The organism is Caldibacillus debilis DSM 16016, from assembly GCF_000383875.1.
GTDB classification, from domain to species: Bacteria; Bacillota; Bacilli; order Bacillales; family Caldibacillaceae; genus Caldibacillus; species Caldibacillus debilis.
In genome coordinates, this window is record NZ_KB912880.1 from 66,225 (window position 1) to 90,403 (window position 24,179).

20 protein-coding genes and 1 tRNA gene are annotated in these 24,179 nt (G+C 52.9%); 19 read left to right on the forward strand and 2 right to left on the reverse strand.

The annotated features are described in order from the left end of the window. The first annotated feature begins 40 nt into the window (after positions 1–40). The 6 genes from A3EQ_RS0103340 to A3EQ_RS0103375 all read left to right on the forward strand — a co-directional run bounded on the left by A3EQ_RS0103340 (position 41) and on the right by A3EQ_RS0103375 (position 4,188). Entirely contained in the window at positions 41–1,078 is a 1,038-nt protein-coding gene (locus A3EQ_RS0103340; protein ID WP_020153771.1) for a GerMN domain-containing protein, read from the forward strand. Between the two features lie 103 nt (positions 1,079–1,181). Next, positions 1,182–1,931 (forward strand): ribonuclease PH, encoded by a 750-nt coding sequence (gene rph / locus A3EQ_RS0103345; protein WP_026499711.1) that lies wholly within the window; start codon positions 1,182–1,184, stop codon positions 1,929–1,931. Between the two features lie 15 nt (positions 1,932–1,946). Continuing rightward, entirely contained in the window at positions 1,947–2,561 is a 615-nt protein-coding gene (locus A3EQ_RS0103350; RefSeq protein WP_020153773.1) for an XTP/dITP diphosphatase, read from the forward strand. Then, positions 2,558–3,064: a metallophosphoesterase gene (locus A3EQ_RS0103355; protein WP_020153774.1), complete on the forward strand. Its 507-nt coding sequence runs from the start codon at positions 2,558–2,560 to the stop codon at positions 3,062–3,064. The genes A3EQ_RS0103350 and A3EQ_RS0103355 overlap by 4 nt, the downstream gene beginning before the upstream one ends. Before the next feature lie 284 nt (positions 3,065–3,348). Next, complete coding sequence (locus A3EQ_RS22415; protein ID WP_154652805.1) at positions 3,349–3,840, forward strand: hypothetical protein; 492 nt, start codon at positions 3,349–3,351, stop codon at positions 3,838–3,840. A gap of 274 nt (positions 3,841–4,114) precedes the next feature. Continuing rightward, positions 4,115–4,188 (forward strand) — tRNA-Arg (locus A3EQ_RS0103375). A gap of 462 nt (positions 4,189–4,650) precedes the next feature. Here A3EQ_RS0103375 and A3EQ_RS0103380 read toward each other — a convergent pair. Continuing rightward, positions 4,651–5,013 carry a hypothetical protein gene (locus A3EQ_RS0103380; protein WP_020153778.1) on the reverse strand — a complete coding sequence of 121 codons (363 nt, stop codon included), beginning with the start codon at positions 5,011–5,013 and terminating at the stop codon, positions 4,651–4,653. A 398-nt stretch (positions 5,014–5,411) separates the two neighbouring features. Here A3EQ_RS0103380 and A3EQ_RS0103390 point away from each other — a divergent pair, with 398 nt between their 5' ends. The 9 genes from A3EQ_RS0103390 to yihA all read left to right on the forward strand — a co-directional run bounded on the left by A3EQ_RS0103390 (position 5,412) and on the right by yihA (position 18,113). Further along, a complete protein-coding gene (locus A3EQ_RS0103390; RefSeq protein ID WP_020153780.1) occupies positions 5,412–5,663 on the forward strand; it encodes a hypothetical protein in 252 nt (83 codons plus the stop codon). Between the two features lie 514 nt (positions 5,664–6,177). Next, positions 6,178–7,665, forward strand: coding sequence for a methyl-accepting chemotaxis protein (locus A3EQ_RS0103400; protein WP_020153782.1), 1,488 nt, complete (start codon positions 6,178–6,180; stop codon positions 7,663–7,665). Between the two features lie 617 nt (positions 7,666–8,282). Continuing rightward, positions 8,283–9,341, forward strand: a complete 1,059-nt coding sequence (locus A3EQ_RS0103410; protein WP_020153784.1) for a tetratricopeptide repeat protein — start codon at positions 8,283–8,285, stop codon at positions 9,339–9,341. Between the two features lie 420 nt (positions 9,342–9,761). Beyond that, positions 9,762–10,046 (forward strand): hypothetical protein, encoded by a 285-nt coding sequence (locus A3EQ_RS22420; RefSeq protein WP_154652806.1) that lies wholly within the window; start codon positions 9,762–9,764, stop codon positions 10,044–10,046. 117 nt (positions 10,047–10,163) lie between these two features. After that, positions 10,164–11,450, forward strand: coding sequence for a trigger factor (tig, locus tag A3EQ_RS0103415; protein ID WP_020153785.1), 1,287 nt, complete (start codon positions 10,164–10,166; stop codon positions 11,448–11,450). 273 nt (positions 11,451–11,723) lie between these two features. Then, positions 11,724–12,977, forward strand: coding sequence for an ATP-dependent protease ATP-binding subunit ClpX (gene clpX / locus A3EQ_RS0103425; RefSeq protein WP_026499712.1), 1,254 nt, complete (start codon positions 11,724–11,726; stop codon positions 12,975–12,977). A 232-nt stretch (positions 12,978–13,209) separates the two neighbouring features. Beyond that, positions 13,210–14,886, forward strand: a complete 1,677-nt coding sequence (gene lonB, locus A3EQ_RS0103435) for an ATP-dependent protease LonB (RefSeq protein WP_020153789.1) — start codon at positions 13,210–13,212, stop codon at positions 14,884–14,886. Positions 14,887–15,164: 278 nt separating this feature from the next. After that, on the forward strand, positions 15,165–17,483 hold the full coding sequence (lon, locus tag A3EQ_RS0103445) for an endopeptidase La (protein WP_020153791.1): 2,319 nt from the start codon (positions 15,165–15,167) through the stop codon (positions 17,481–17,483). A 45-nt stretch (positions 17,484–17,528) separates the two neighbouring features. After that, positions 17,529–18,113 carry a ribosome biogenesis GTP-binding protein YihA/YsxC gene (gene yihA / locus A3EQ_RS0103450; RefSeq protein WP_026499713.1) on the forward strand — a complete coding sequence of 195 codons (585 nt, stop codon included), beginning with the start codon at positions 17,529–17,531 and terminating at the stop codon, positions 18,111–18,113. 458 nt (positions 18,114–18,571) lie between these two features. On the opposite strand, the gene A3EQ_RS0103465 is transcribed toward yihA, so the two are convergent. Further along, a complete protein-coding gene (locus tag A3EQ_RS0103465; RefSeq protein ID WP_020153795.1) occupies positions 18,572–19,054 on the reverse strand; it encodes a LiaI-LiaF-like domain-containing protein in 483 nt (160 codons plus the stop codon). Positions 19,055–19,530: 476 nt separating this feature from the next. On the opposite strand from A3EQ_RS0103465, the gene hemA reads away from it, so the two are divergent. From hemA to hemB, 4 genes are all read left to right on the forward strand, one after another. Continuing rightward, positions 19,531–20,874: a glutamyl-tRNA reductase gene (hemA, locus tag A3EQ_RS0103475; RefSeq protein ID WP_020153797.1), complete on the forward strand. Its 1,344-nt coding sequence runs from the start codon at positions 19,531–19,533 to the stop codon at positions 20,872–20,874. Between the two features lie 390 nt (positions 20,875–21,264). Beyond that, a complete protein-coding gene (gene hemC, locus A3EQ_RS0103485) occupies positions 21,265–22,203 on the forward strand; it encodes a hydroxymethylbilane synthase (RefSeq protein WP_026499714.1) in 939 nt (312 codons plus the stop codon). After that, a complete protein-coding gene (locus A3EQ_RS0103490) occupies positions 22,196–22,999 on the forward strand; it encodes a uroporphyrinogen-III synthase (RefSeq protein ID WP_020153800.1) in 804 nt (267 codons plus the stop codon). Before hemC ends, A3EQ_RS0103490 begins: the two co-directional genes overlap by 8 nt. Continuing rightward, the gene (hemB, locus tag A3EQ_RS0103495) at positions 22,987–23,964 is read left to right on the forward strand and encodes a porphobilinogen synthase (RefSeq protein WP_020153801.1); all 978 of its coding nucleotides are present in this window, start codon (positions 22,987–22,989) and stop codon (positions 23,962–23,964) included. The genes A3EQ_RS0103490 and hemB overlap by 13 nt, the downstream gene beginning before the upstream one ends. Positions 23,965–24,179 lie beyond the last annotated feature (215 nt).

A 24,179-nucleotide genomic window follows, 5' to 3' on the forward strand; every position in this document is an offset into this window, starting at 1 on the left:
ACATGTAGTACAAACCATGAGGAGAGGGGAATCTGTGAGGATGAAGGGCCGTTTCTTTTTTGTGCTGCTTGCGGTTTTCGCCGTTATTCTTTCCGGCTGCAATTGGCTCGCCGGCAATAAAGAAAGCATCGATCCGCCTCAGTCGGTTACCTATGAAGACGATTTGGAAGGGACGGATGGGGGAACGAGTTCCGAGGAAACGGCGGAAAACACCGTTCAGACGGAACTGTACTTGATCGATAAAAACGGGTATGTGGTGCCGAGAACCTTTTCCCTGCCGAATACCCAGGGGGTAGCCGCCCAGGCGTTGGAATATTTGGTTGCCGGAGGACCGGTTTCCGAACGGCTGCCCCAGGATTTCCGCGCGGTCCTGCCGCCGGGGACGGAATTTTCCGTCGATGTGAGGGACGGGATCGCCACGGTGGATTTTTCCAAGGAATTTTCCGGTTATGCCCCCGAGGACGAACAAAGGATCGTGCAGGCGGTCACGTGGACATTGACCCAGTTTGATTCGATAAAGGGCGTCAAACTCCGTCTGAACGGCAAAGACCTGAGCGAAATGCCGGTGGATAAAACCCCCCTTCCGGACGTCCTGACAAGGAAAAGCGGGATCAATCTTGAACAACCCGATGTGGTTGACATCGCCAATACGAAGCCGGTCACGTTGTATTACATCGCCCAGACGGATCACGACAGCTACTACGTCCCCGTCACCAAAAGGGTAAAGGGAACGGAAGAGGATCTGGCCGCGAGGGTCGTTGAAGAACTGATCAAGGGCCCGGCGTACGATTCGAAATTGTTTTCCCTCTTTAACCCCGACGCCCGATTGGTGGAAGAGCCGAAGATCGAAGACGGCGTTGTCACTTTGAACTTCAATGAAAATATTTTGGGCAGTTACGACAAAAAACTGATCAATGAAAACCTGCTCAACATGATCGTATTATCGCTGACGGAGCTGGACGGCATCGAAGGGGTTTCCGTCGAAGTGAACGGGGATAAAAATCTCGTCGATGAAGAAGGGAAAAATTTGACGGAGCCGGTGTCCCGTCCGAAAAAAGTAAACGCTAGTGGTTTCTAAGGGGAAATTTTTTGATATACTACTATTGATACAAGAAGAGGCAGGCCGTTTTGCCGCCTCTTTCTTACTTTTTTGTTTTTCACGGCTTAAGGAGGATTGGAAGTTGCGGACAGATAATAGAAGAAATAACGAGTTGAGGCGGACGGTCATCACGCCCCACTTCCTGAAGCACGCGGAAGGTTCGGTGCTGATCGAAGTCGGGGATACGAAAGTGGTCTGCAGCGCGAGCATCGAGGATAAGGTCCCTCCCTTTTTGCGCGGCACCGGCAAGGGCTGGATCACCGCGGAATATTCCATGATTCCGCGGGCGACGGAACAGCGGACCGTCCGGGAATCATCGAAGGGGAAAATTTCCGGCAGGACGATGGAAATTCAGCGTTTGATCGGCCGTTCCCTCCGGTCCGTCGTCAATTTGGATTTGATCGGGGAACGGACGATATGGATCGACTGCGACGTGATCCAGGCCGACGGAGGGACGAGAACCGCCGCCATCACCGGCTCCTATGTCGCTCTCGTTTACGCCATCATCCATTTGCACAACCAACAGCCCTTTGACGTTTTTCCCGTCACCGATTTTTTGGCGGCGACGAGCGTCGGGATTTTGAAGTCGAAGGATATGGTCCTGGATTTAAATTACGAGGAAGATTCCAATGCCCAGGTGGACATGAATATCGTCATGACCGGGAACGGCCATTTTGTGGAAGTGCAAGGGACGGGTGAAGAGGCCACCTTCACCCATGAGGAACTGCTGGAGATGCTGGCGCTGGCCAAGGAAGGGATCCAGCAATTGATCTCGATCCAAAAGGAGACGCTGGGGGATATTGCGGAAAAAATTTTGCAAAACAAACAATAAAAAGGTTGGGGAAAAATGAAAGAAGTCATTATTGCGACGAGAAACGCCGGAAAAGCGAAGGAATTCGTCCGGCTTTTTTCCGAATTGGGCTGGACCGTGAGAACGCTGCTCGATTATGACAACATTCCGGATGTGGAGGAAACGGGAGAAACCTTCGAGGAAAACGCGAGGATCAAGGCGGAAACCGTCTCCTCCCTGCTGAACGCGGCCGTGCTGGCCGATGATTCCGGTCTGGAAATCGATGCCTTGGACGGAAGACCGGGCGTGTACTCCGCCCGTTACGCCGGAGCGGAAAAAAACGACGAGGCGAATATCGAAAAGGTGCTGCAGGAATTAAAGAACGTGCCGCCGGAAAAAAGAACGGCCCGTTTTCGCTGCGTATTGGCCTTTGCCGCCCCGGGAGAGAAGACCCGCTTTTTTTCGGGGACTTGCGAAGGAAAGATTTTGACGGAAAAGCGGGGATCGAACGGGTTCGGGTACGACCCGATTTTTTACGTGGAAGAAAAGGGAAAAACGATGGCTGAAATGGATCCCGGGGAAAAAAATCAAATCAGCCATCGGGCCGATGCCGTCCGCAAGCTGAAAGACTGGCTGCAGAACGGGTATCCGGAGGTGCGGGAGGAAAAATGAAGATTTTGATCGTCAGCGACAGCCACGGTTTGCAAAGGGAATTGGAGGAATTGAAAAAACGCCACCGGGATGCGGAACTGTTCATCCATTGCGGGGATTCGGAGCTGGAGAAGGACGATCCCGCCATCCAAGGTTTTCATGTCGTCCGGGGGAATTGCGATTTCCACAACGGCTTTCCCGAACAGCTTCTCCTTTCGGTCAAGGATAAAAAAATCTTTGTCACCCACGGCCATCTCTATCAAGTAAAAACCAACCCGCTGAATGTGTATTACAAGGCCCGGGAATCGGGAGCCGATATCGCCTGTTTCGGCCATTCCCACCGTTTGGGGGCGGAGATGGCGGACGGGGTTTTATTGATTAACCCGGGCAGCGTCCGCCTTCCCCGGGGCAGGTCGGAAAAAACCTACGTCGTGCTCGAGATCGGGGAAGATCATTACCTGGTCCGCGTTTATGAATATTTGGGTAAGGAATTGGAAGATTTGCGCCAGACCTTTCCGTTTTAAATCATTTGCACCGCTGCCTAGAATTTCCACGAACTTTTTTACAGCTGCCGTTTTTTGCTAGCCGTCAAGGAAAATTCCGCGAACCCATTTGAGCGGGCGGCGCCGTTTTAAAGGCGCGAGAAGGAAGGAGGCGGAGAGGAAGTATGGGGCGGTGCGGCGCCAACGCCCGCTTTATGCGGCTGGCTGTGCGAACGATCCTCTTCCTTCGGCGATGGAATGTGCGGCATGTTTCCTAGGCGGTTTTGTGGCGGAAAGACCGCCTCCATTCCGTCGTGATGGAAAAAATGTCCGTCATAAAGTTTTTGATTTTAGACAAACCGCCTTGGATATCGGACATTGGGAGCGATGATGGACATTTTTCAAGCGATGATGGACATTTTTCAAGCGATGATGGACGTTTTTTCCGAGATGATGGTTATTTTTTCTTCCATGTTGGACAAATTTTTTTCCATATAGAACATAAATGTGAAAATGATGAACAAATCGTTGAAAATGTTGGACAGTCCCATGGGATGATGAATGATTTTGAACATTCCGGTCGAGATGTCGGATCAACCGCCGGGAAAGTGAAAACCAATGTTGGTCGTTTTACCGGAAATATGGGACATCCTAATCTTTTATTGAACGTTTTGCAAAAAATGTTGGACATCTTCCCTTGGATATTGAACCGACCGCACCCGATGAGAAAAGGCATGTTGGACATTCCGGTCCGGAGAAATGGAATGAAGCATTCCTTCGCAATGTTAAACAATAAAGCCGTCCTTATTGGCCGCTGAAGATGTGTATTGAATCTCCCAAAAGGGTCATGCCATGCCGCGAGGAAACGATGAAACCGAATGAAAAGGATGCCCTTTTAAACCTGTTCCCGCATTAACGGTAATTCCGCCGGATTCCGTCAAAAATGTGTTGACTGCCCCGCCGCTGACGATCCCGAAGAATGTTTACTTTTTAACGAGGGAAGGGTTAAAATAATATTGACAGGGGAAGAGAATGATACTAAAATAAAATTTGTCTTTGAACTCCGTGAAGGAGAAGGGTTCAGGGATCCTTGTCCCAGTAGCTCAGCTGGATAGAGCAGCGGCCTTCTAAGCCGTCGGTCGGGAGTTCGAATCTCTCCTGGGACGTAACGAAAAAAGGCGATAAAGCCCGTCAAATCAACCTTCTCAAGCGTCTAGTGATACGGTCAAAGATGCGGTCATTTGCCGTATTATCACCGTTTTTATCACTGGCGTTTGGAGGTTGATTTTTTCTTTATGACAAAAAAACCGGAATACACTTTAAGATCTATACTATTGTTGGGGTTCTAAAACAATTCAAAAAATAAGACACGCGGGCTTCGATTTCTTTTCTACTTGGATTGGACCAACCAACAAAGAAAGGTGCCACGTGTCCATTGAATCGTAACCTATTTCTCCCCGGTTTGAAAGATGTTAAAATCAACAAAGTGGAAATCTGTGAACATTCGATTCACCTCTACGTCGAAATGCCTGTGAAGCCCCACCGCTGCCCCCGCTGGTTTCTGAATAATAAAGAAATCACAAAAACTATTAAAGAAATCGGAAATAAAATAATCCCGGCCCCTATATTCAAATTCTATCTTCTTTTACTGAAAGCGTATTAATCACTTTATTACATTTAATTTTAACGGATTTATAAAGGATATTTTTTTGAGATGAAAACATAGCGCCGAAAGGGCAGATTTGCCGATGCGCATCATGCTGAGCAGGCATTGATATTAATAAATTCCCAGTAAACATATTCCCTTGCCTGAATCTTTGCAGGTAAATCCATATGCCGATTTCAAATTTTTCCCATTCCATCCCCTCCCATCTCCTACCCTTCCCCGTCGGAAAATTTCCCATCATCCATGACAAGCTGTATCCGCCGTTGGGAATTTCTATAAAACCAGAAAGGGAGAAAACTAAAAAATCGAAAGCGCTGTCCATCATTTCGGACACCCCTGTTCGTGCACCCGTTCACCGGCGGGAGAACATTGTTGCATTCTACAAGGAAATGATAACCGGCGGAAGAAAAACCTTGGAATCTCGCCGCATTTTTTGTGCAGCCGTCAGTGCAGGATCAGCCGGGATTTCCTTTCCCGACGCCATCGCCGGTTTCTTTCGATCCACCAATCCGCCGGTCCCTTCATCCGTGTTCGGATACTCAGGATTGCCTTTTGTTCCGGTCCGAAAACTGCCGTGAATGTTCCGCATGGGGAGATTCTTTTCCGGGCGAACAAAAATAAAACGAAATATTCATAGAATAAGAAAAAGTATGATATGATCATTAACAAACTTCCAGATGGAGGAGCGAATGGGGCGAAAAAATTCCGTGGGAGGGGTGAAACATGTTTGAGATATACGATGTGGCGATTATTCCGTTGATTATAGGAGCGGTGGAGTTGATTAAAAGGATGGGGCTGCCTGCCAAATACAGCCCGTTTGCCGCATTGGCGCTGGGATTAACGGTCGGTTTGGTCTATTTGGATGCGCCGATAAAGGAAAGGATCCTTGTCGGGATCATGTTCGGATTGTCGGCGAGCGGGCTGTATTCGGGCACAAAAAATATCGTGGAAAAAGGGGATGCAAATGACAGTTAAGGACTTAACGCCCGGTCTGGGCGGCGCGGATCCGGGGGGCGGCCCCGGCCGAGCCCGCCAATGTGCTTATCCTTGAACCGGTGCAGGCGCGGCAATCCGAAGATTCACGATTCCGCGCCGAACCCGCTTTCCACAAACACGGGGAAAAGATGGCCGGACATTCGGTTACGACGTCCGTCTTTTTCTTAATAAAGAAAAGGCGGTTCCGCCATGAAAAATTCCCGGCCAAAGCGATGTCCGGCCAGGCCTGGAAATCCATTGCCGTGTAAGGTGCCGCAAACTTTGTGCTTCCTTGCCCGTCCGATGCGGAAGGCTTGAACTTGCCCCTGCTTTTGGGCTTATTTCGGCGGATGCAAATGAGGGGCCGCCCGGGCCACTCCCTGCCCGGTTTCTTCATCCGCCGGCATCTCCCCTGTCCCCATTCCCTGCGCTTCAAAAAAACACTTCTCAATTTTATATTTTTAAGATAAGATACGATATGAATGAATATTCATTCGTCCGAAGGAGGGAGAAGATGACCGTTGAAGAGATCGTCAAGGCTGACTGGATCCGGAAAAACCGGCTGATGGCCCTCGGCTATTCCGTTTCGATCCCGGCCGCCATTTTATACAGCGTCCTGAACGGGGAGCATCCGCTGAAGGTCTGGATTTATTCGGTTTCTTATGCTGTTTTTCTTTCATTATATTTCATCCTCCATGTATGGCTGAAATGGTTGAAAGCGTTTCCCTACGCGGCCATTTTTCCCCTGTATACCGGAATGGCCGTCTACGCCTATTTTTTTGCCGGCAGCATATCGGCCATGCTCATCATTTTGTATCTGGCCGTCATCTCTTCCGTGCATTTTCGAAGGCCCCTTTTCGCCATCGGCTACGGGTACGGCTTCATCGCGCTCTTGATCAACAAAATCTTCGCCCCCGGCCAGGATCCGGTGTTTGATGCGGCCTTCGGCGTGGCCATGCTCGTTTACGTGCTCCTCGGCATGGTGTTCTTGATCTTGATCCATCTCAATCGGCTGCAGTTCCGCCAATTGATCCGCATTTTGAAGGATGCCGAAGAGGAGGCGGAAAAAAAGGAGAAACAAAAGGAATTGCTGGAACAGGACATTTTGCAAATCATCTCCCGGATTTCCAAAATCAACGGGCAAGTTCAGAAACATATGTCCGCCCAGAAAGAGATGATGCAGGCGGTCAACGAAATCGCAGCGGGGGCGGCATCCCAGAACGACCAGGTCGTTTCCATCGCCGACCATGTTTCCTATGCCACGAGGCAAGTGGAAGAAATGGATCGGATCACGAAAAAGGTGATGGAACGCACCTCCGATTCCTTGAGCATTTCCAAGACGGGAACGGAAAAAATGAAAGAAATGGAAAAAACCATGGGCGAATTGGCCGGGATCGTCCAGCAGCTGAAACAAACCTTCTCCACGTTGGCGAAAAAAATCGAGGAAACGAACAGCTTTGCGGACAATATCCAGGAGATTGCCTCCCAGACGAATATGCTCGCTTTGAACGCCTCCATCGAAGCGGCCAGGGCGGGAGATTCGGGCAAAGGTTTTTCGGTGGTCGCCGCGGAGATCCGGAATTTGGCCGAATTGACGAGCCAGACGGCCAACCGGATCAACGAAAACTTGGCGGGCGTCAACGAAGTGAACCTCCAAACCGTAAAGGAGATGGAGCAAAGCGGAAGGATGCTGGATAAAAGCCTTGCCGCCTCCGCCAGCGTTTCAAAGTTTTTCGTGGATTTGAGCGGCAACTTGGAAAGGCTTCATGCGGAATTTTCCCAACTGATGGAAAGCGTCAACAATGTGAAGACGGATACCGGGCGCATCGAAGGGGCCGCGAAGGAACAGGCTGCCGTCATTTCCGAATCCACCGCCAAGCTGGAAGAAATCCGGCAGGTGATCGAGCAGCTGTTGAAAAATCATGAGGAGATCGCCGGCGATTTGCTGGAGACGAACAAAAGCGCGGAAAATTTGCAGAAGCTGATTTTGGCGGAAGAATGATGCGGGATGCGGATGCTGCGCAAGGGGGACGGGCCCTGGAACGACGGACGAAATCCGGCGGCTGAATTTTTGCCGGAATAAAATCGGGGGAACATGAGAAATCTTGTTGATGGTGTCTGGCTGAACTCATAAGGGTGTCCCGAACTTGAGAAATCTTGTTGAAAGGCTTCCCTTTCGGGATTGACTCACGAAAGGCCGTCCGCGCAGGCATCAGGCAGATAGGACTCGCCCAAAATTTCTGAAGGCTGCGGATCGGAAGATCCGTTTTTCTTTTGCCTTGCCGTTTCCCCTTTGCCGTCAGCGGCTGAAAAAGGATCGCCGGCAAAATGGCGCAAAGATTTTTCCCGCCGCAAACATCCCGCCCCTGCATAAGTTCCGCCGCATAGGAAGGGTTCCGGACGAAAAGCTCTATCTTTTCCGCCGCAAGAATCCGTTTGGACAGGCCGGGAAAGGGGGGCGGCGAAACAGGAACGGACGGAACGGAACCCCGGGTGCCCCCAAGGTTCCGGCCGCGGGAAAATGCGCCTTTTTCCGGGGAAACTATTTTCTTTTCCGCAAAAAACATGGTAGACTAATCACAGCGGAATGGAAAAATTTTTAGAAACGCGGGATCGGCCATGGACCGTCATGAAAAGAAAGGGAACGTGATTCCCCTGCCCGATTTGGAGAACCGGCTGTTGCAGAGGGGAATGGATTATTTTGCGGAGGGAAAATACGGGGAAGCGGCTACGATGTTTTCTGAAGCAAAAAGCATCGGCGGGGACAACCCGGTCCTTTACCATGCCCTTTTGGCCGCGTACTTGAAACAGGGAAATGATCTCGCCGCGGAAAAGATTGCGGAGGAAATGCTGGCGAAGAAAATCGGGGACGAGGAAACGCTGGACATTTACCTGTTCATCCTGCTTCACCGGGGGGAATACGGGAAGCTGCAAAAACTGACCGCTTCCCTTTTGGCGGACGGGGAAATGCGCGCCGATAGAAAGGAACGATTCCTTGCCCTGCAAAAGGCGTGCCAAGAGCTGGCACAACGGCAGCCTTTACCGGAGGAAACCGTTTCTCTAAGCAAAAAGAATAAGAACGAAAAATATCAACAGCCGTCATATAATAAGAAAAAAGACGGCTTGAAGGCGGAAATCATTTTCGGCGAAAACAGGGTCGAAGCCATCCGGCAGATTGCCGATATCGGGGAAGAAGAGCTGCCGCAGCTATTGCCGGAAATTTTATCTTATTTGGCGGATCCGGAGCGGGACCCCTTCGTGAAAACCGTTCTTCTCCACAAGCTGTACAGCCTTCATTACACCGGCACGGTGAAGGTCGCAAAATTCGGGCGGAAGACCGGTTTGGATCTTGCCCGTTACGGGCCGGTGGATCAGGTTCCCTTTGTCCGGGACGTCAAAGGGAAGATCGAAGAAAGGCTGGAACAATCCAACCCGAGCCTGATGGAACACGCCCTGTCCTTGGCGGACCGGTTTTTCATGGCCGTGTATCCCCTGGAAAGGGATTTCCAAGACGCCGGGATCTGGTGCGATGCCTTCATCTTTACGGCGGAGTCGTATTTAAGCTCCGGCCTTACCGGCACCGGGGGAACTGGGGATATGCCGGTTCCGGAGGACGGGGATGAAGAATTCCGGAAGGCGGTCGAATGGATCCTCCGTGCGGAACGGTGTTATGTGTAAAAGGGGACGCCGATCCGGACGGCCGCGGCGCCGAAGGACTCGTGCGGCAGAAGGACGGCGGGGCTCTTTTTCCCGGGCGGGAAATTTTGCGGGCAACGGAATCCTATGTTTTGCTCCGATCTTCGCCGCAACAGGGGTTGTTTTGCAAAGGTATTGCCCCGCAGAACCTCGTTCCGCAGCTTCGTTGCCGCCCAACACTCTGCTCCGCAACTGGGGCGCTAAACAAAACCTTGCTCCGCGACCTCGTTGCTGCGAAATTTTGCCAGACGGATCAAAAGGAATACCGCACGATGTTTCTTGCTCCGCAACCTAGTTGCTGCGCAACACCCTGCTCCGCAAAATTTGCTCGGCAGCTTCGTTGTTCCGCAGAACCTTGCTCAGAGACAGGGGCGCTTCGCAGGACCTTGCCCGGCGACAGGGTTGCTTGACGAAGTGCTCACCCGCAGGCTTGCGTTTTTGTTGCTGCGTTGCCCGGCGACAGGGTTGCTGGGCGAAACCTTGCTCGACAACTTCGTTCTTGCGCAAGAATGCTTGTTCCGCAAATTCTGCTGCACAACTGCGCCGTACCCAACGCCGCCGAACCGGATCGCCCGGCCTGCTCCGGAAAACCCTTCTGGCCGCTCTGTTGCTGCGCAGAAACGCCGTGCCGCCGGTACCGGGCCTTGCCTTTTTTTCCCGACCGATCAATTTTCCCTATTTTATTGAAAGAGCAAAAAGCTATGTTATAATGTAATGGTTGAGTGATTCGAAATTTTACATAGACCGGGAAAACATCGATATAAAAGACAAACGGATGAAAACATAAGCTGGAGGGAAAAATAAATGTCAGTGAAATGGGAAGTTTTGGAAGGAAGCCGCGGGGAATTGACCGTGGAGGTGGATGCTGCCGAAGTCAATAAGGCCCTGGATGCGGCTTTCAAAAAAGTCGTAAAAAGCGTCAGCGTTCCGGGGTTCCGGAAAGGAAAGGTCCCGCGGACCATTTTCGAAAAACGCTTCGGCGTGGAAGCATTATACCAGGATGCCTTGGATATCCTGCTTCCGGACGCCTACGCCAAAGCGGTGGAGGAAGCCGGGATTGAACCTGTATCGAGGCCGGAAATTGACATCGAACAGCTGGAAAAGGGAAAACCTCTCATCTTTAAAGCGGTCGTCACCGTAAAACCGGAAGTCAAACTCGGGGAGTACAAAGGCCTGGAAGTGGAAAAAACGGATACGGAAGTCACCGACGAAGAAGTGGAAGAAGAATTGAAAGCCCTGCAAAACCGCTATGCCGAGCTCGTCCTTAAGGAAGAAGGGGCGGCGAAGGAAGGGGACACGGTCGTCATCGATTTTGAAGGGTTTATCGACGGCGAGCCCTTTGAAGGCGGAAAGGCGGAAAATTATTCGTTGGAACTCGGTTCGAACCAATTTGTCCCCGGTTTCGAAGAACAATTGGTCGGAACTTCCGCGGGAGAGGAGAAGGAAATCGAAATCACCTTCCCGGAAGATTACCGCGTTTCCGAGCTGGCCGGGAAAAAGGCGAAATTCAAAGTCAAAGTCCATGAAGTAAAGGAAAAGGTGCTGCCCGCCTTGGATGACGAATTTGCCAAAGACGTGGACGAAGAAGTGGAAACGCTGGAGGCCTTGAAGGAAAAAATCAAAAACCGCCTGAAGGAAGACAAAGAACACCGGGCGAAACACATGCTGGAAAACGCGGTGATCGAAAAGGCCGCGGCCAACGCGGAAGTGGAAATCCCCGAGGTCATGATCGAAAACGAAGTGGAACGCATGTTCAATGATTTCAAACAAAGGCTGCAAATGGACAACATCAGCCTGGAACTTTATCAGCAGCTGACCGGCCAAAGCCCGGATGACATCAAGAAGCAAATGCGGGAGGATGCGGAAAAACGGGTCCGCGCCAATCTCGTGTTGGAAGCCATCGTGAAGGCGGAAAATATCGATGTCACGGAAGAAGAGCTGGAAAAAGAAGTGCAAAAAATGGCGGACCTCTACCGCATGACGGCGGATCAAGTGAAAGAGGCGCTCGGTTCGCTCGATTTCCTGAAAGAGGATATCAAGCTGAACAAAGCGGTTCAATTGCTTGTCGAACACAGCAAAACCGTGGCATAATTTTCCACGGGGAATATGGGGATAACAACAGGGCGCGAGATGGATTTCGTGCCTTGTTTTATCCTTGAAACCCTTTGCCCGGGGCCGGACCTCCATTGAATATTTTACCTTCATCCCGGTCGAGGGAATTGCGCAAGATATACATAACATCATTTTCCGGGAGCGTATGTTTTCTTTTATTCCGAAAAATGTGATACAATGCAAATACATAAACCGTGAGCATTTTTCCGGTTACCGTGACCTCCAGGCAAAAATTTTGAAGGGGTGAATATTTTGTTTAAATTTAACGATGAAAAAGGTCAGGTGAAATGTTCCTTTTGCGGAAAAACCCAGGACCAAGTGCGTAAGCTCGTTGCCGGCCCGGGCGTTTATATATGCGATGAATGCATCGAACTGTGCACGGAGATCGTGGAGGAAGAACTTGGGAACGAGGAAGAATTCGATTTCAAGGAAGTGCCCAAACCTGCAGAGATCTACGATATTTTAAACGAATATGTCATCGGTCAGGACAGGGCGAAAAAGATCTTGTCGGTGGCCGTTTATAACCATTACAAACGGATCAGGACGAAAAGCAAGATCGACGACGTGGAACTTTCCAAAAGCAACATCTGCCTGATCGGGCCGACGGGAAGCGGGAAGACGCTTCTGGCGCAGACACTGGCCCGGATTTTGAACGTCCCCTTCGCGATCGCCGACGCCACCTCCTTGACGGAAGCGGGCTACGTGGGCGAAGATGTGGAAAACATCCTGTTGAAGCTGATCCAGGCGGCCGATTATGACGTGGAAAAGGCCGAAAAAGGGATCATTTACATCGACGAGATCGATAAAATCGCCCGCAAATCGGAAAACCCGTCCATTACCCGGGACGTGTCGGGCGAAGGCGTCCAACAGGCTTTGCTGAAAATTTTGGAAGGCACCATCGCCAGCGTTCCTCCGCAAGGCGGAAGGAAACATCCCCATCAGGAATTCATCCAAATCGATACGACGAATATTTTGTTCATCTGCGGCGGCGCCTTCGACGGCCTGGAACAGATCATCAAGCGCCGCATCGGCCAGAAGGTCATCGGTTTCGGCACGGAATCGACCAAAAACGTGGACGACAAGGATTTGCTTTCGAAGGTGTTGCCCGAGGACTTGCTGAAATTCGGCTTGATCCCCGAATTTATCGGCCGCCTGCCCGTCATTGCCACGTTGGAAAGCCTGGACGAACAGGCGCTGGTCGACATCTTGACGAAGCCGAGAAATGCCATCGTGAAGCAATTCCAAAAGATGCTCGAACTCGACAATGTGGAACTGGAGTTCGAAAAGAGCGCGCTGCAGGCCATTGCCAAAAAGGCGATGGAACGGAAAACGGGCGCCCGCGGTTTGCGTTCGATCGTCGAAAATCTCCTCTTGGACGTCATGTTTGAACTTCCGTCGCGGAAAGATATCGTCAAATGCGTCATTACCGAAGAATGCGTAACCGAGCAAAAACAGCCGCTTCTCGTGATGAAAGACGGAACGGTGGTCAATAAGGAATCGGCTTAAGCCTAAAAAATCAGAATTCGGCCAAATCGGCCGCTTTTTTTTTTCGCCGCCACCGATCGGAAAGAAGAAAAAGGCCCCGCGGGCCATTCCCCGGATCCCTTGGCGGGCGGAATCGGGGCCGTCCGTTCCCCGTTCTATTTTCAGAAAGTTTCCCTTTGGAGCTTTTGTTTATTCCTTTCCCTCCGGGGGGATACTATCGGATAAAAAGGAATTCGGGCTGGAGGGAAAAGGAATGGATATTGCAAGCGTCGCGTTATTGATCCAACTTTTTTTCGGGATCGTCATCGGTTTATATTTTTGGAACTTGTTAAAAAACCAGCGCACGCAAAAAATTACCATCGACAAGGAATCGCGGAAAGAGATGGAGCAGCTGCGGAAAATGCGGGCCATATCGCTGACGATGCCGCTTTCGGAAATGGTGCGGCCGTCCCGTTTTTCGGAAATCATCGGCCAGGAAGACGGGATCAAGGCGCTGAAGGCGGCCCTGTGCGGTCCGAATCCCCAGCATGTGATCATCTACGGCCCGCCCGGCGTGGGAAAAACGGCGGCCGCCCGGCTCGTTCTCGAGGAAGCGAAAAAAAACGAAAAATCCCCCTTCGGAGAAAATGCCGCCTTTGTTGAATTGGATGCGACGACCGCCCGATTCGACGAAAGGGGAATCGCCGATCCGTTGATCGGCTCCGTCCATGATCCGATCTACCAGGGGGCGGGGGCGATGGGCCAGGCGGGGATTCCCCAGCCGAAACAGGGGGCGGTGACCCATGCCCACGGCGGCATCTTGTTTATCGATGAGATCGGGGAATTGCATCCGATCCAAATGAATAAATTATTAAAGGTTTTGGAAGACCGGAAAGTGTTTTTGGAAAGCGCCTACTACAGCGAGGAAAACACGCAGATCCCCAATTACATCCACGATATCTTCCAAAACGGCCTTCCCGCCGACTTCCGCCTGGTCGGCGCCACGACGAGAAGCCCGGAAGAAATCCCTCCCGCCATCCGCTCCCGGTGCATGGAAATCTTTTTCCGGGAACTGGAACCGGATGAAATTCTCGAAGTGGCAAAGAAGGCGTTGGACAAAGTCCAATTGACGGCGGGCGAAAAGGGCTTGCGCCTGATCTCCCAATACGCGAAGAACGGAAGGGAAGCGGTCAATATCGTCCAGATCGGGGCCGGGCTGGCCATCAACGAAGGGCGGAACTTCATCAGGGACGACGACATCGAATGGATCATCCACTCCAGCCGCCTCGCCCCGAGGGTGGAAAAACGGATCCACGGGCGCCCCGAAGTCGGCTTGGTCAACGGCATGGCCGTTTACGGGGCGAGCGGCGGGACTTTGCTGGAAATCGAAGCGACGGTCATCCCCGCGGTGAAAAAGGGGACGGTGAACATCACCGGCATCGTGGAAGAGGAGAGCATCGGCGAGCAGGGAAAATCGGTCCGGCGGAAGAGCCTGGTGAAGAGTTCCATCGAAAACGCGATCACCGTTTTGCGCACCTTCGGCGTCCCCGCGGACGAATACGACATCCACGTCAATTTTCCCGGCGGGATGCCCGTGGACGGCCCTTCCGCGGGAGTGGCCCTGGCGTCGGCCATCTATTCCGCGATTTATAAGATCCCCGTGGACAACCGGGTGGCGATGACCGGAGAAATCAGCGTCCACGGCAAGGTCAAACCGGTGGGCGGCATTTACGAAAAGGTAAGGGCGGCGAAGAAGGCGGGCGCCAAAAAGGTCATTGTCCCGAAAGGGAATGATCAGGCCCTTTTAAAAAACATAGACGGCGTGGAAATTGTTCCTGTGGAAACGATCACGGAAGTTTTCAAACACGCCTTCCCCATGACAGGGGAGAAGCCGGGGACGGAGGTCCGCGACGCCTTTTCCGCCCCCGATCCGCACAAAAAAACGATTTAGTTTCCCGCTTCAAGAAAAGGGATGGATCGCGGGGAAAGGCGGACTTTTCCCGGAAGGCGGGTCCGGGCCGGACCGGGCGGACCGGGAAAAGGGGCGCCGGACTGGTTTTTCGACGGCTGACGAAGGGGAGAAACCCGTCAGTTCGTCCTTTTTTTGCGGCGTTTTTTCGGGTGTTGTAAATAGACAGTTTCCAAAGAATCAGTTAATATTTGTATAAAGAAAGACGGAGGAAATGAAGGGAAGATCGATTTTTTCGACTGTTGAATGGAGGTTTTCAAATGAGTTCGCAACAAAAGACCATAGTACCCCTTCTTCCGTTGAGAGGCATCCTCGTTTTTCCGGCGACTGTCCTGCACCTGGATGTCGGCAGGGAAAAATCGATTCAAGCGCTGGAAAGGGCGATGATCGGCGAGCATTTCATCTTTCTGACGACGCAAAAGGAAGTCTCCATCGACGACCCGACGAAAGACGACATGTACCCGGTCGGGACGTTGTCCAAAGTGAAGCAGATGCTGAAACTTCCGAACGGCACCATCCGGGTGCTCGTGGAAGGATTGAAGAGAGGAAAAATCGAACGGTTTTTAAAAACGGATAGATATTTTGAAGTGGAAATTACCACCTATGAGAACGAAGGCGGGCACGATCTGGAAGAAGAAGCGTTAGTGCGCACGGTGCTCGATTATTTCGAACAATACATACGCCTTTCGAAAAAGATTTCCTTCGAGACCTTCACCTCGATCCAGGACATCGACGAACCCGGGAGGATGGCCGATCTCATCGCCTCCCACATGCCTTTGAAATTGAAGGAAAAACAGGAGCTGCTGGAAACCTTCGACGTGAAAGAGCGGCTGCAGCGGCTGGTCAATATTTTGCACAACGAGAAGGAAGTCATCCAGCTGGAGCGGAAAATCGGCCAGCGCGTGAAAAAGGCGATGGAGCGGACCCAGAAGGAGTATTATTTGCGCGAGCAGATGAAGGCCATTCAAAAGGAGCTGGGCGAAAAGGAAGGAAAGTTCGGGGAAGTCGAAGAGCTGCGGGAAAAGATCATGAAGGCCGACATGCCCGAACATGTGTTGAATACGGCCTTGCGGGAACTGGACCGCTATGAAAAGATGCCGAGCACTTCCGCGGAAAGCTCCGTCATCCGCACCTACATCGATTGGCTCATTTCCCTACCGTGGAAAAAGATGACGAAGGACGACCTCGATCTGAAAAAGGCGGAACGGATTTTGAACGAGGACCATTACGGATTGGACAAGGTCAAGGAAAGGGTTCTCGAATATTTGGCCGTGCAGAAACTGACCCGGTCGTTAAAAGGCCCCATCCTTTGCCTCGTCGGTCCTCCCGGGGTCGGGAAAACCAGCCTCGCCCGCTCGATCGCCCGGGCCTTGAACCGCAATTTTGTCCGCATTTCCCTCGGGGGCGTCCGCGATGAATCGGAGATCCGCGGACACAGGAGGACCTATGTCGGCGCGATGCCGGGCCGGATCATCCAAGGGATGCGGAAGGCGGGAACGGTCAACCCGGTCTTCCTGCTCGATGAAATCGACAAAATGGCCAGCGATTTCCGCGGGGATCCGGCCGCCTCCCTTTTGGAAGTCCTGGACCCGGAACAAAACAAGAATTTCAGCGACCACTATATCGAAGAGCCCTATGATTTGTCGAAGGTGATGTTTATCGCGACGGCAAACAATGCGGCCGCCATTCCCGAACCGCTGCTCGACCGGATGGAAGTCATTGCCATTCCCGGCTATACGGAGATCGAAAAATTACATATCGCCAAGGATTATCTGCTGAAAAAGCAATTGAAGGAACACGGCCTGACCAAAGGGCAGCTGCAAATCCGCGAAGACGGGATCCAGCAGATCATCCGCTATTATACGAGGGAGGCGGGCGTCCGGGGATTGGAGCGGCAGATCGCCTCCATCTGCCGGAAGACGGCCAAGATCATCATCGCCGGCGAGAAAAAGCGGGTCGTTGTCACGAAGAACCGGGTTGCCGAGTTTTTGGGCAAACCCCTCTACCGTTACGGCCGCGCCGAACAGGAAGATCAGGTCGGGGTGGCGACCGGCCTCGCCTTTACGGTGTTCGGCGGCGACACGCTGCAAATCGAAGTCTCTTTGGCGCCCGGAAAAGGCAAATTGGTGCTGACGGGAAAGCTCGGGGACGTCATGAAGGAGTCCGCCCAGGCCGCTTTGAGCTACATCCGTTCCTCGGCGGAAAAGCTCGGTGTGGATAAGGATTTTTATGAAAAATATGATATCCACATCCACGTGCCGGAGGGCGCCGTGCCGAAAGACGGCCCTTCCGCCGGCATCACCATCGCCACCGCCCTCGTCTCCGCATTGACCGGAAAGAAAGTGCGGAAAGAAGTCGGCATGACCGGGGAGATCACGTTAAGGGGAAGGGTGCTGCCGATCGGCGGACTGAAGGAGAAAACGCTGAGCGCCCACCGGGCGGGGCTTTCCACCGTCATCCTGCCGAAGGATAACGAAAAGGATTTGGACGACATCCCCGAAAGCGTCCGCAACGATTTGAACTTCATCCTCGTTTCCCATGTGGATGAAGTGCTAAGGCATTCCCTGCTGGAAAATTAGCTTCCGCCCCGAAGGGCGAAGATGGAGAAGCGGTTGGTGAAAACGATGATCGTAAAAGATGCCCAATTTATTATCAGCGCGGTATCGGAAAAACAGTATCCCGAAGGTTCCCTGCCCGAAATCGCCATGGCCGGACGCTCCAACGTCGGGAAATCGTCCTTTATCAATCGGATGACCAACAGGAAAAAATTGGCGAAAACCTCATCCAAACCGGGCAGGACGCAAACCTTGAATTATTATTTGATCAACAACCGGTTTTATTTCGTCGACGTCCCCGGCTACGGCTACGCCGCCGTTTCCAAAAAGGAGCGGCGGTCCTGGGGGAAGATGATCGAAAACTACCTGCTGGGGAGAAAACAGCTGAAGGGCGTCGTCCTTCTGCTCGATATTCGCCACGAACCCACCGGGGATGACTGCCTGATGTATCAATTTTTAAAACATTGCCGCATCCCCGTCGTCGTCATCGCCACGAAGGCGGATAAAATTTCCAAAGGAAAACATGCCAAGCACGTCAAGATCATCCGGGAAAAGCTGCAGGCGGACCCGGAGGACATGGTCATCCCCTTTTCCGCCGAAACGGGGATCGGAAAGGACGAGGCGTGGAAAGCGATCGAGAACTTGCTGGATTGAGGCGGCACGATACGTTTCCGGAAGCGGTCCGCCCGGCCCTCCGGCGCAGGCGCATCCAGGCGGGGCGGAAGACATCCCCGACCCGGTTTTCCCGGGGATCCTTTCCGGCGCAAAAGGGTTGCTCCTCTCCCTTCCCGCCGCTTCTGAAGCGCCCGGGTTTCCCGTGTTAAACAGCCGTTTTTCTTTTTTGCCGGACGGGAAGGGGTCCGAAGCCGGCCGCAAAGGGAAGGGCTCCTTCGCCGTCCGGTCCGGCCATGCGCCTGACAAAACCGATCGCTTTGACCGGAAAACCCCGAAGCCGGTTTTTATTTCATAAAAAAACCGGATCCGGGAAGCGGGAGCCCCGTATTCCGGCTTCATAAGCATTCATCGGTGAAAGGTCCGGCGCGGACCTTTGGAGAAGATTGGGCAGGCCGGCGAGCGGACGTCCCGCTCCCGGCTTTCCTTTTTCCACCTGTTCATTTTCTCTTGAAGAGAAGGAAATAGAGCCCGATGGCGATCAAAGCCAAGGGCAAAAAAGAGGAAAGCTGGACGATTTGATTTTCGATCCTGCCGAAGAGATCCAAAATTTTTCCGTAGAAAAGCTGAAAGACGGCGATCGTAAAGAACAGCCAGCCGTAAAGCAAGCCCTTTTTCGTTTTCAAATGGAGCAGGAAAAATCCGAAGGCGATGATCAGGAAATAGATGCCGGTATCATTCGCCTCCAGGGAAAAATAGCGGGCGGCGTGGAAATGGGCGCCGATCCCGGCGAGGATCACCCCGGGCAGGATCATCTCGTAATCTTTTCCCGAATAGGCGTGGATCAAAAAGGCGGCGCCGATGATCAATAAAATCGTGGGCCAAGTAAAAACGGGAAAGGGCGGGTGGTAGGATGAATGCTGAAAGAAGGCATAAAGTCCGAAACCGATGAGCACGGCGCCCGGAAACCAATTTCCTTTCATTTGCGACAAACCTTTCCGTTAAAATGGGGTTGCTTCTTTCTTTTGGAAAAATAAAGGATCTGTCCTCCATTTGTCAATGGGCGGCCATAGGCTTTCCCGTGCGCGGCCGCCGCGGCGGCTTTATGAAAGCCTTTTCGCGGATCCGGATCTCTCCGGACCGGCAGCCCGGGGACAAGTGCCGATTTAGAGAAAAGCTATTTCTATTGCCGGGACGGTCCGGAAACCGGCGGTCGCCGGATCCGACTTTAACAGAAAAAGATATTTTTATTATAGTCCTTCTGTTTTTTCCGGCAACCCGCTTTTCTCGCTTCCGCCCTTTTCCCGGCCGGGGACGGCGGACGGATCATTCGGGTTCGATTTTGAAAAATTTTCATAATCTGTTCATAAACTTGTAAAAATAATAATGATTTTAATGTTATACTTACTATTGATTGAGGTTGAACAACGGAACAGGACGAACTACGGGGTGATTGAAAATGCAGATTTTGGCCGCGACCGTTCACTATAAAACGGCGCCCGTCGAGGTCCGGGAACGCCTGTCCTTCACGGACGAGAAGATGCTGGCGGAAGGAATGGCGGCATTGAAAGAAAAGAAAAGCATTTTGGAAAACGTCATCCTTTCCACCTGCAACCGGACGGAAGTATATGCCGTTGTCGATCAGATTCATACGGCCAGATATTATATCAAAGAATTTTTGGCGGAGTTTTTCGGGCAGGATTTGGAATCAATCGCCCCTTATATCCGTTTCCATGAAAATGAAGAGGCCGTCCGCCACCTGATGAAAGTCACGTGCGGCTTGGATTCGATGGTCCTCGGGGAAACGCAAATTTTGGGACAAGTCCGCACCAGCTTTTTCATCGCCCAAAAGGCCGGAGCGACCGGGATCATTTTTAACCGCCTGTTCAAAGACGCCATCACCCTCGCCAAAAAGGCCCATACCCGGACGGAGATCGGCAAACACGCGGTTTCCGTCAGCTACGCGGCCGTGGAGCTCGGGAAGAAGGTTTTGGGCGGTCTGCAGGAAAAAAAGGTTCTGGTCATCGGCGCCGGGAAAATGGGCGAATTGACTGTGGAAAATCTCTATAGCAACGGTGCCAAACATATTACCATTGTCAACCGGACTTATGAAAAGGCGAAGGAATTGGCGGAAAAATTTTCCGGTAAGGCCCGTCCCGCGGAGGAATTGGCGGACTGCCTGACGGATGCGGATATCGTCATCAGCTCCACCGGTTCCGAAGAATATATACTGACCAAACCGATGATCGAACCGATCGTCAAGGAAAAGGAAGGCCCCCTGTTCATGGTGGATATCGCTGTCCCCCGGGACATCGACCCGGAAATCGGCGGATTGCCGTCCGTACATTTATACGATATCGACGACTTGGAAGACGTGGTAAACCAGAATCTGGAGGAACGGAAAAAGGCCGCCGGAATCATTTCCGGCTGGATTGACGAAGGGACGGAACAATTTTACCAATGGATCCAAACGCTGGGGGTCGTCCCGCTCATTGCCGCCCTCCGGGAGAAGGCGTTGAAGATCCAGGAGCAGACGATGGAAAGCATCGTACGGAAGATCCCCGATTTGACGGAACGGGAGCGGAAAGTGATCAGCAAACATACGAAAAGCATCATCAATCAGATGCTGCGCGACCCGATCCAGCAAATCAAGGAATTGGCGGGGCGTCCGGACGCGGATCAGGCCTTATATTATTTCAGAAAGATTTTCAATTTGGAAGACATGACCCCAGGGGAAGACGACGGGGAGCAAACGGAGATGGAGGCAGGCCGGACCAAACAGAAGCAGGCGGTTCAGGGGTGACGGCTCCGGCGCAAAACATCCGGGAAAACCGCCGTTTGCGGGCCGTTTTTCCATGCTGCCGGCAAAAGGGCTTCGTCATGGGGGATTCGGGGAAAATGGCCTATCGGGCCGTTTTCCCCTTTTTCCCGTAAACCGGAAGGCCTGCTTTCTTCCGGCCGCCATTTTCCGGGAAATGGAATTTGGCGAAAACGTGATATACTGTATATGGCCGGGTTCCGGCAAGGGCGATCGGGATCCGTCATCGCGCCGGCGGTCGCCGGGGCATCGGGATGTCCGGCGAACGGTTGATGATCGGGATCCGTCATTAGCGGCGCCGGATCCGGCTATGGAGAAAAGTCGGTTTTGGGCTTTGCCGCCTACGGCGGCCTGAGGCCCGGACGGGAGGATTCTATGCGAAAAATTATCGTCGGATCACGAAGAAGCAAGCTGGCATTGGCGCAAACCCGTTGGGTGATCGGCCGGTTAAAGCGGCTCGGCTGCCCATGGGAATTCGAGATTCGGGAGATCGTCACAAAAGGGGACCAAATTCTAAACGTGACCCTGTCGAAAGTTGGCGGAAAAGGGCTTTTTGTAAAAGAAATCGAGCAGGCCCTTCTCCGGGAAGAGATCGATATGGCCGTACATAGCATGAAGGATATGCCGGCGGTGCTGCCGGCGGGTTTAACGATCGGTTCGGTGCCGGAAAGGGAGGATCCGAGGGATGTGTTCCTCGCCAAAGGGGGAATTTCTTTCCGGGAACTTCCGGAAGGGGCGGTGATCGGGACGAGCAGTTTGCGCCGCAAAGCCCAATTGCTCGCCCTTCGCCCGGATTTGGACATCCGATGGATCCGGGGAAACATCGATACGAGGCTGAAGAAGCTGAAAACGGAAAATTACGACGGGATCATTCTGGCCGCCGCCGGCCTCTCCCGGCTCGGTTTTCCCCGGGAGGACATCACGGAATATTTCAACGAGGATGACATGGTCCCCGCCGTCGGGCAAGGCGCCCTGGCCGTGGAATGCCGGGAGGATGACAACGGCCTGCTCGAATGGCTTGCGAAACTGACCTGCCGAAGGACGGAAAGGGCGGTCATCGCGGAACGGGAATTTTTGAAACAGGTCGGGGGAAGCTGCCAAGTTCCCGTCGGGGGGCATGCCAAAACGTCGGAAGACGGCGGCATCCTCTTCACCGCCTTCGTCGCCTCCCCTGACGGCCGGCAGGTTTTCAAAGAGAGGGTGGCCGGAAAGGATCCGGCATCCGTCGGCAGGGAAGCGGCGGAACGCCTCTTCAATCAGGGGGCGAAACCATTGATTGAAGCATTGGCGCAAGGGATCGATGAACATGAATGAACGGCCATTGCTGGGGAAAACTTGCCTCATTCCGCGGCAAGGCGGACAGGGAAAGGATTTGGCGGAGAAGATCCGGCGCTTGGGCGGGGAGCCCCTTTCCATTCCCCTGATCGATTTCAAGGAAGCGGAGCCCTCGGAAGCGGAGCTTGCGCGCCTGAAAGGGGCGAACGGCTACGATTGGTTTGTTTTTACCAGCAAAAACGGGGTGGATTATTTCTTCCGCCTCTTAAAAAAATACGGCATCCCCTTCCCGGAAGGGAAGAAGGCGGCCGTCGTCGGGAAAAAAACGAAGGAAGCGGCGGAAAAGCACGGCTGGGAAAGGATCTTTGTCCCGTCGGCATTCACAGGGGAACAGATGGCGAAGGAATTGCCGGAAGCCGTGAAGAAAAATGAACGGGTACTCATCTGCAAAGGAAATCTGGCGGGGGACGTCATCTTCCGGGCGCTTTCCCGTCGAGGGTTCCGGGCGGACGAAATCGTCGTTTACGAGACCTTTTTCCCGGAAGAAAGCGGGAAAATGCTGGTGGAAAAGGTAAAAAGCGAAAAATTGGACATTCTTTTGTTCACGTCCCCCTCCACCGTCGAACATTTCATGTCCGCGGTCAGGAGGGCGGGCCTGGAGAAACGGGTCAAGGACGCTGTCGTCGCGGCGATCGGCCCGGTCACGAAAAAAAAGGCGGAAGAATACGGGTTTGACGTTAAGGTTTGTCCCTCCGTCCATTCGACGGACGATCTGGTAAAGGAACTGATTGAAACGATTTCCCATCGCGAGGAGGAAAGCAAATGGAAACGTTAAATTTTCGCCGCCACCGCCGGTTAAGGAAGAGCGCCTTTTTACGGGATTTGGTGAGGGAAAATCATCTGTCTGTCGACGATCTCATTTACCCTCTGTTTGTCGTGGAAGGAAACAAGGTGCGCAATCCGGTTCCATCGATGCCGGGAATCGAACAGCTTTCTCCGGACAATCTGTTGGATGAGATCGGGGAAGCGGCCGCCCTGGGCATTAAAGCCGTCCTGCTCTTCGGGGTTCCCCGGCACAAGGATCCCGTCGGTTCGGCGGCCTACCATCCCCACGGCATCGTCCAGGAAGCGATCCGGGCGATCAAGGCGGAATACCCGGACCTTCTCGTCATCGCCGACACCTGCCTGTGCGAATATACGGATCACGGCCATTGCGGAGTGGTGGAAAACGGCGATGTCCTGAACGACGCTTCGTTGGAGCTTCTGGTGAAAACCGCCGTCAGCCAGGCGGAGGCGGGCGCCGACATCATCGCCCCTTCCAACATGATGGACGGTTTTACCGCCGCCATTCGGAAAGGGCTGGACGATGCCGGCTACGCCTATGTGCCGATCATGTCCTATGCGGTCAAATACGCCTCCGCATTTTACGGACCGTTCCGGGACGCGGCGGAAAGCGCGCCGAAATTCGGGGACAGGAAAACCTATCAGATGGATCCGGCCAACCGCAGGGAGGCCTTGCGGGAAGCCCAATCGGACATCGAGGAGGGGGCCGATCTGCTGATCGTCAAACCCGGCATGCCCTATTTGGACATCATCGCCGATATCCGGCAGCATTTCCCCGTTCCCGTCGTCGCCTACAATGTCAGCGGGGAATACGCGATGGTGAAGGCCGCGGCGCAAAATGGCTGGCTCGATGAAAAAAGCGTCGTCCTCGAGATGCTCACCGGGATGAAACGGGCCGGGGCCGACCTCATCATTACCTATTTCGCGAAAGATGTGGCCCGGTGGCTGAAAGAATAGGGAAAAATTTCATCCTTTGCGAACCGGTCAAAAAGGGGTCCGTTCAATGACCGTTTGCGAAGGCCATGGCGAAAATCTTCCGGGGATGGCGGGACCAAAAGATACACGAAGGCAAAAGTTGCGGCGGACCGTTTCCGGAACGTAAAGTACCGGACAAGGATCGAACGGGATCGGGAGTTTTTCCGTTCCGGGGCGATCCCGGAAAAAGGAGGCAA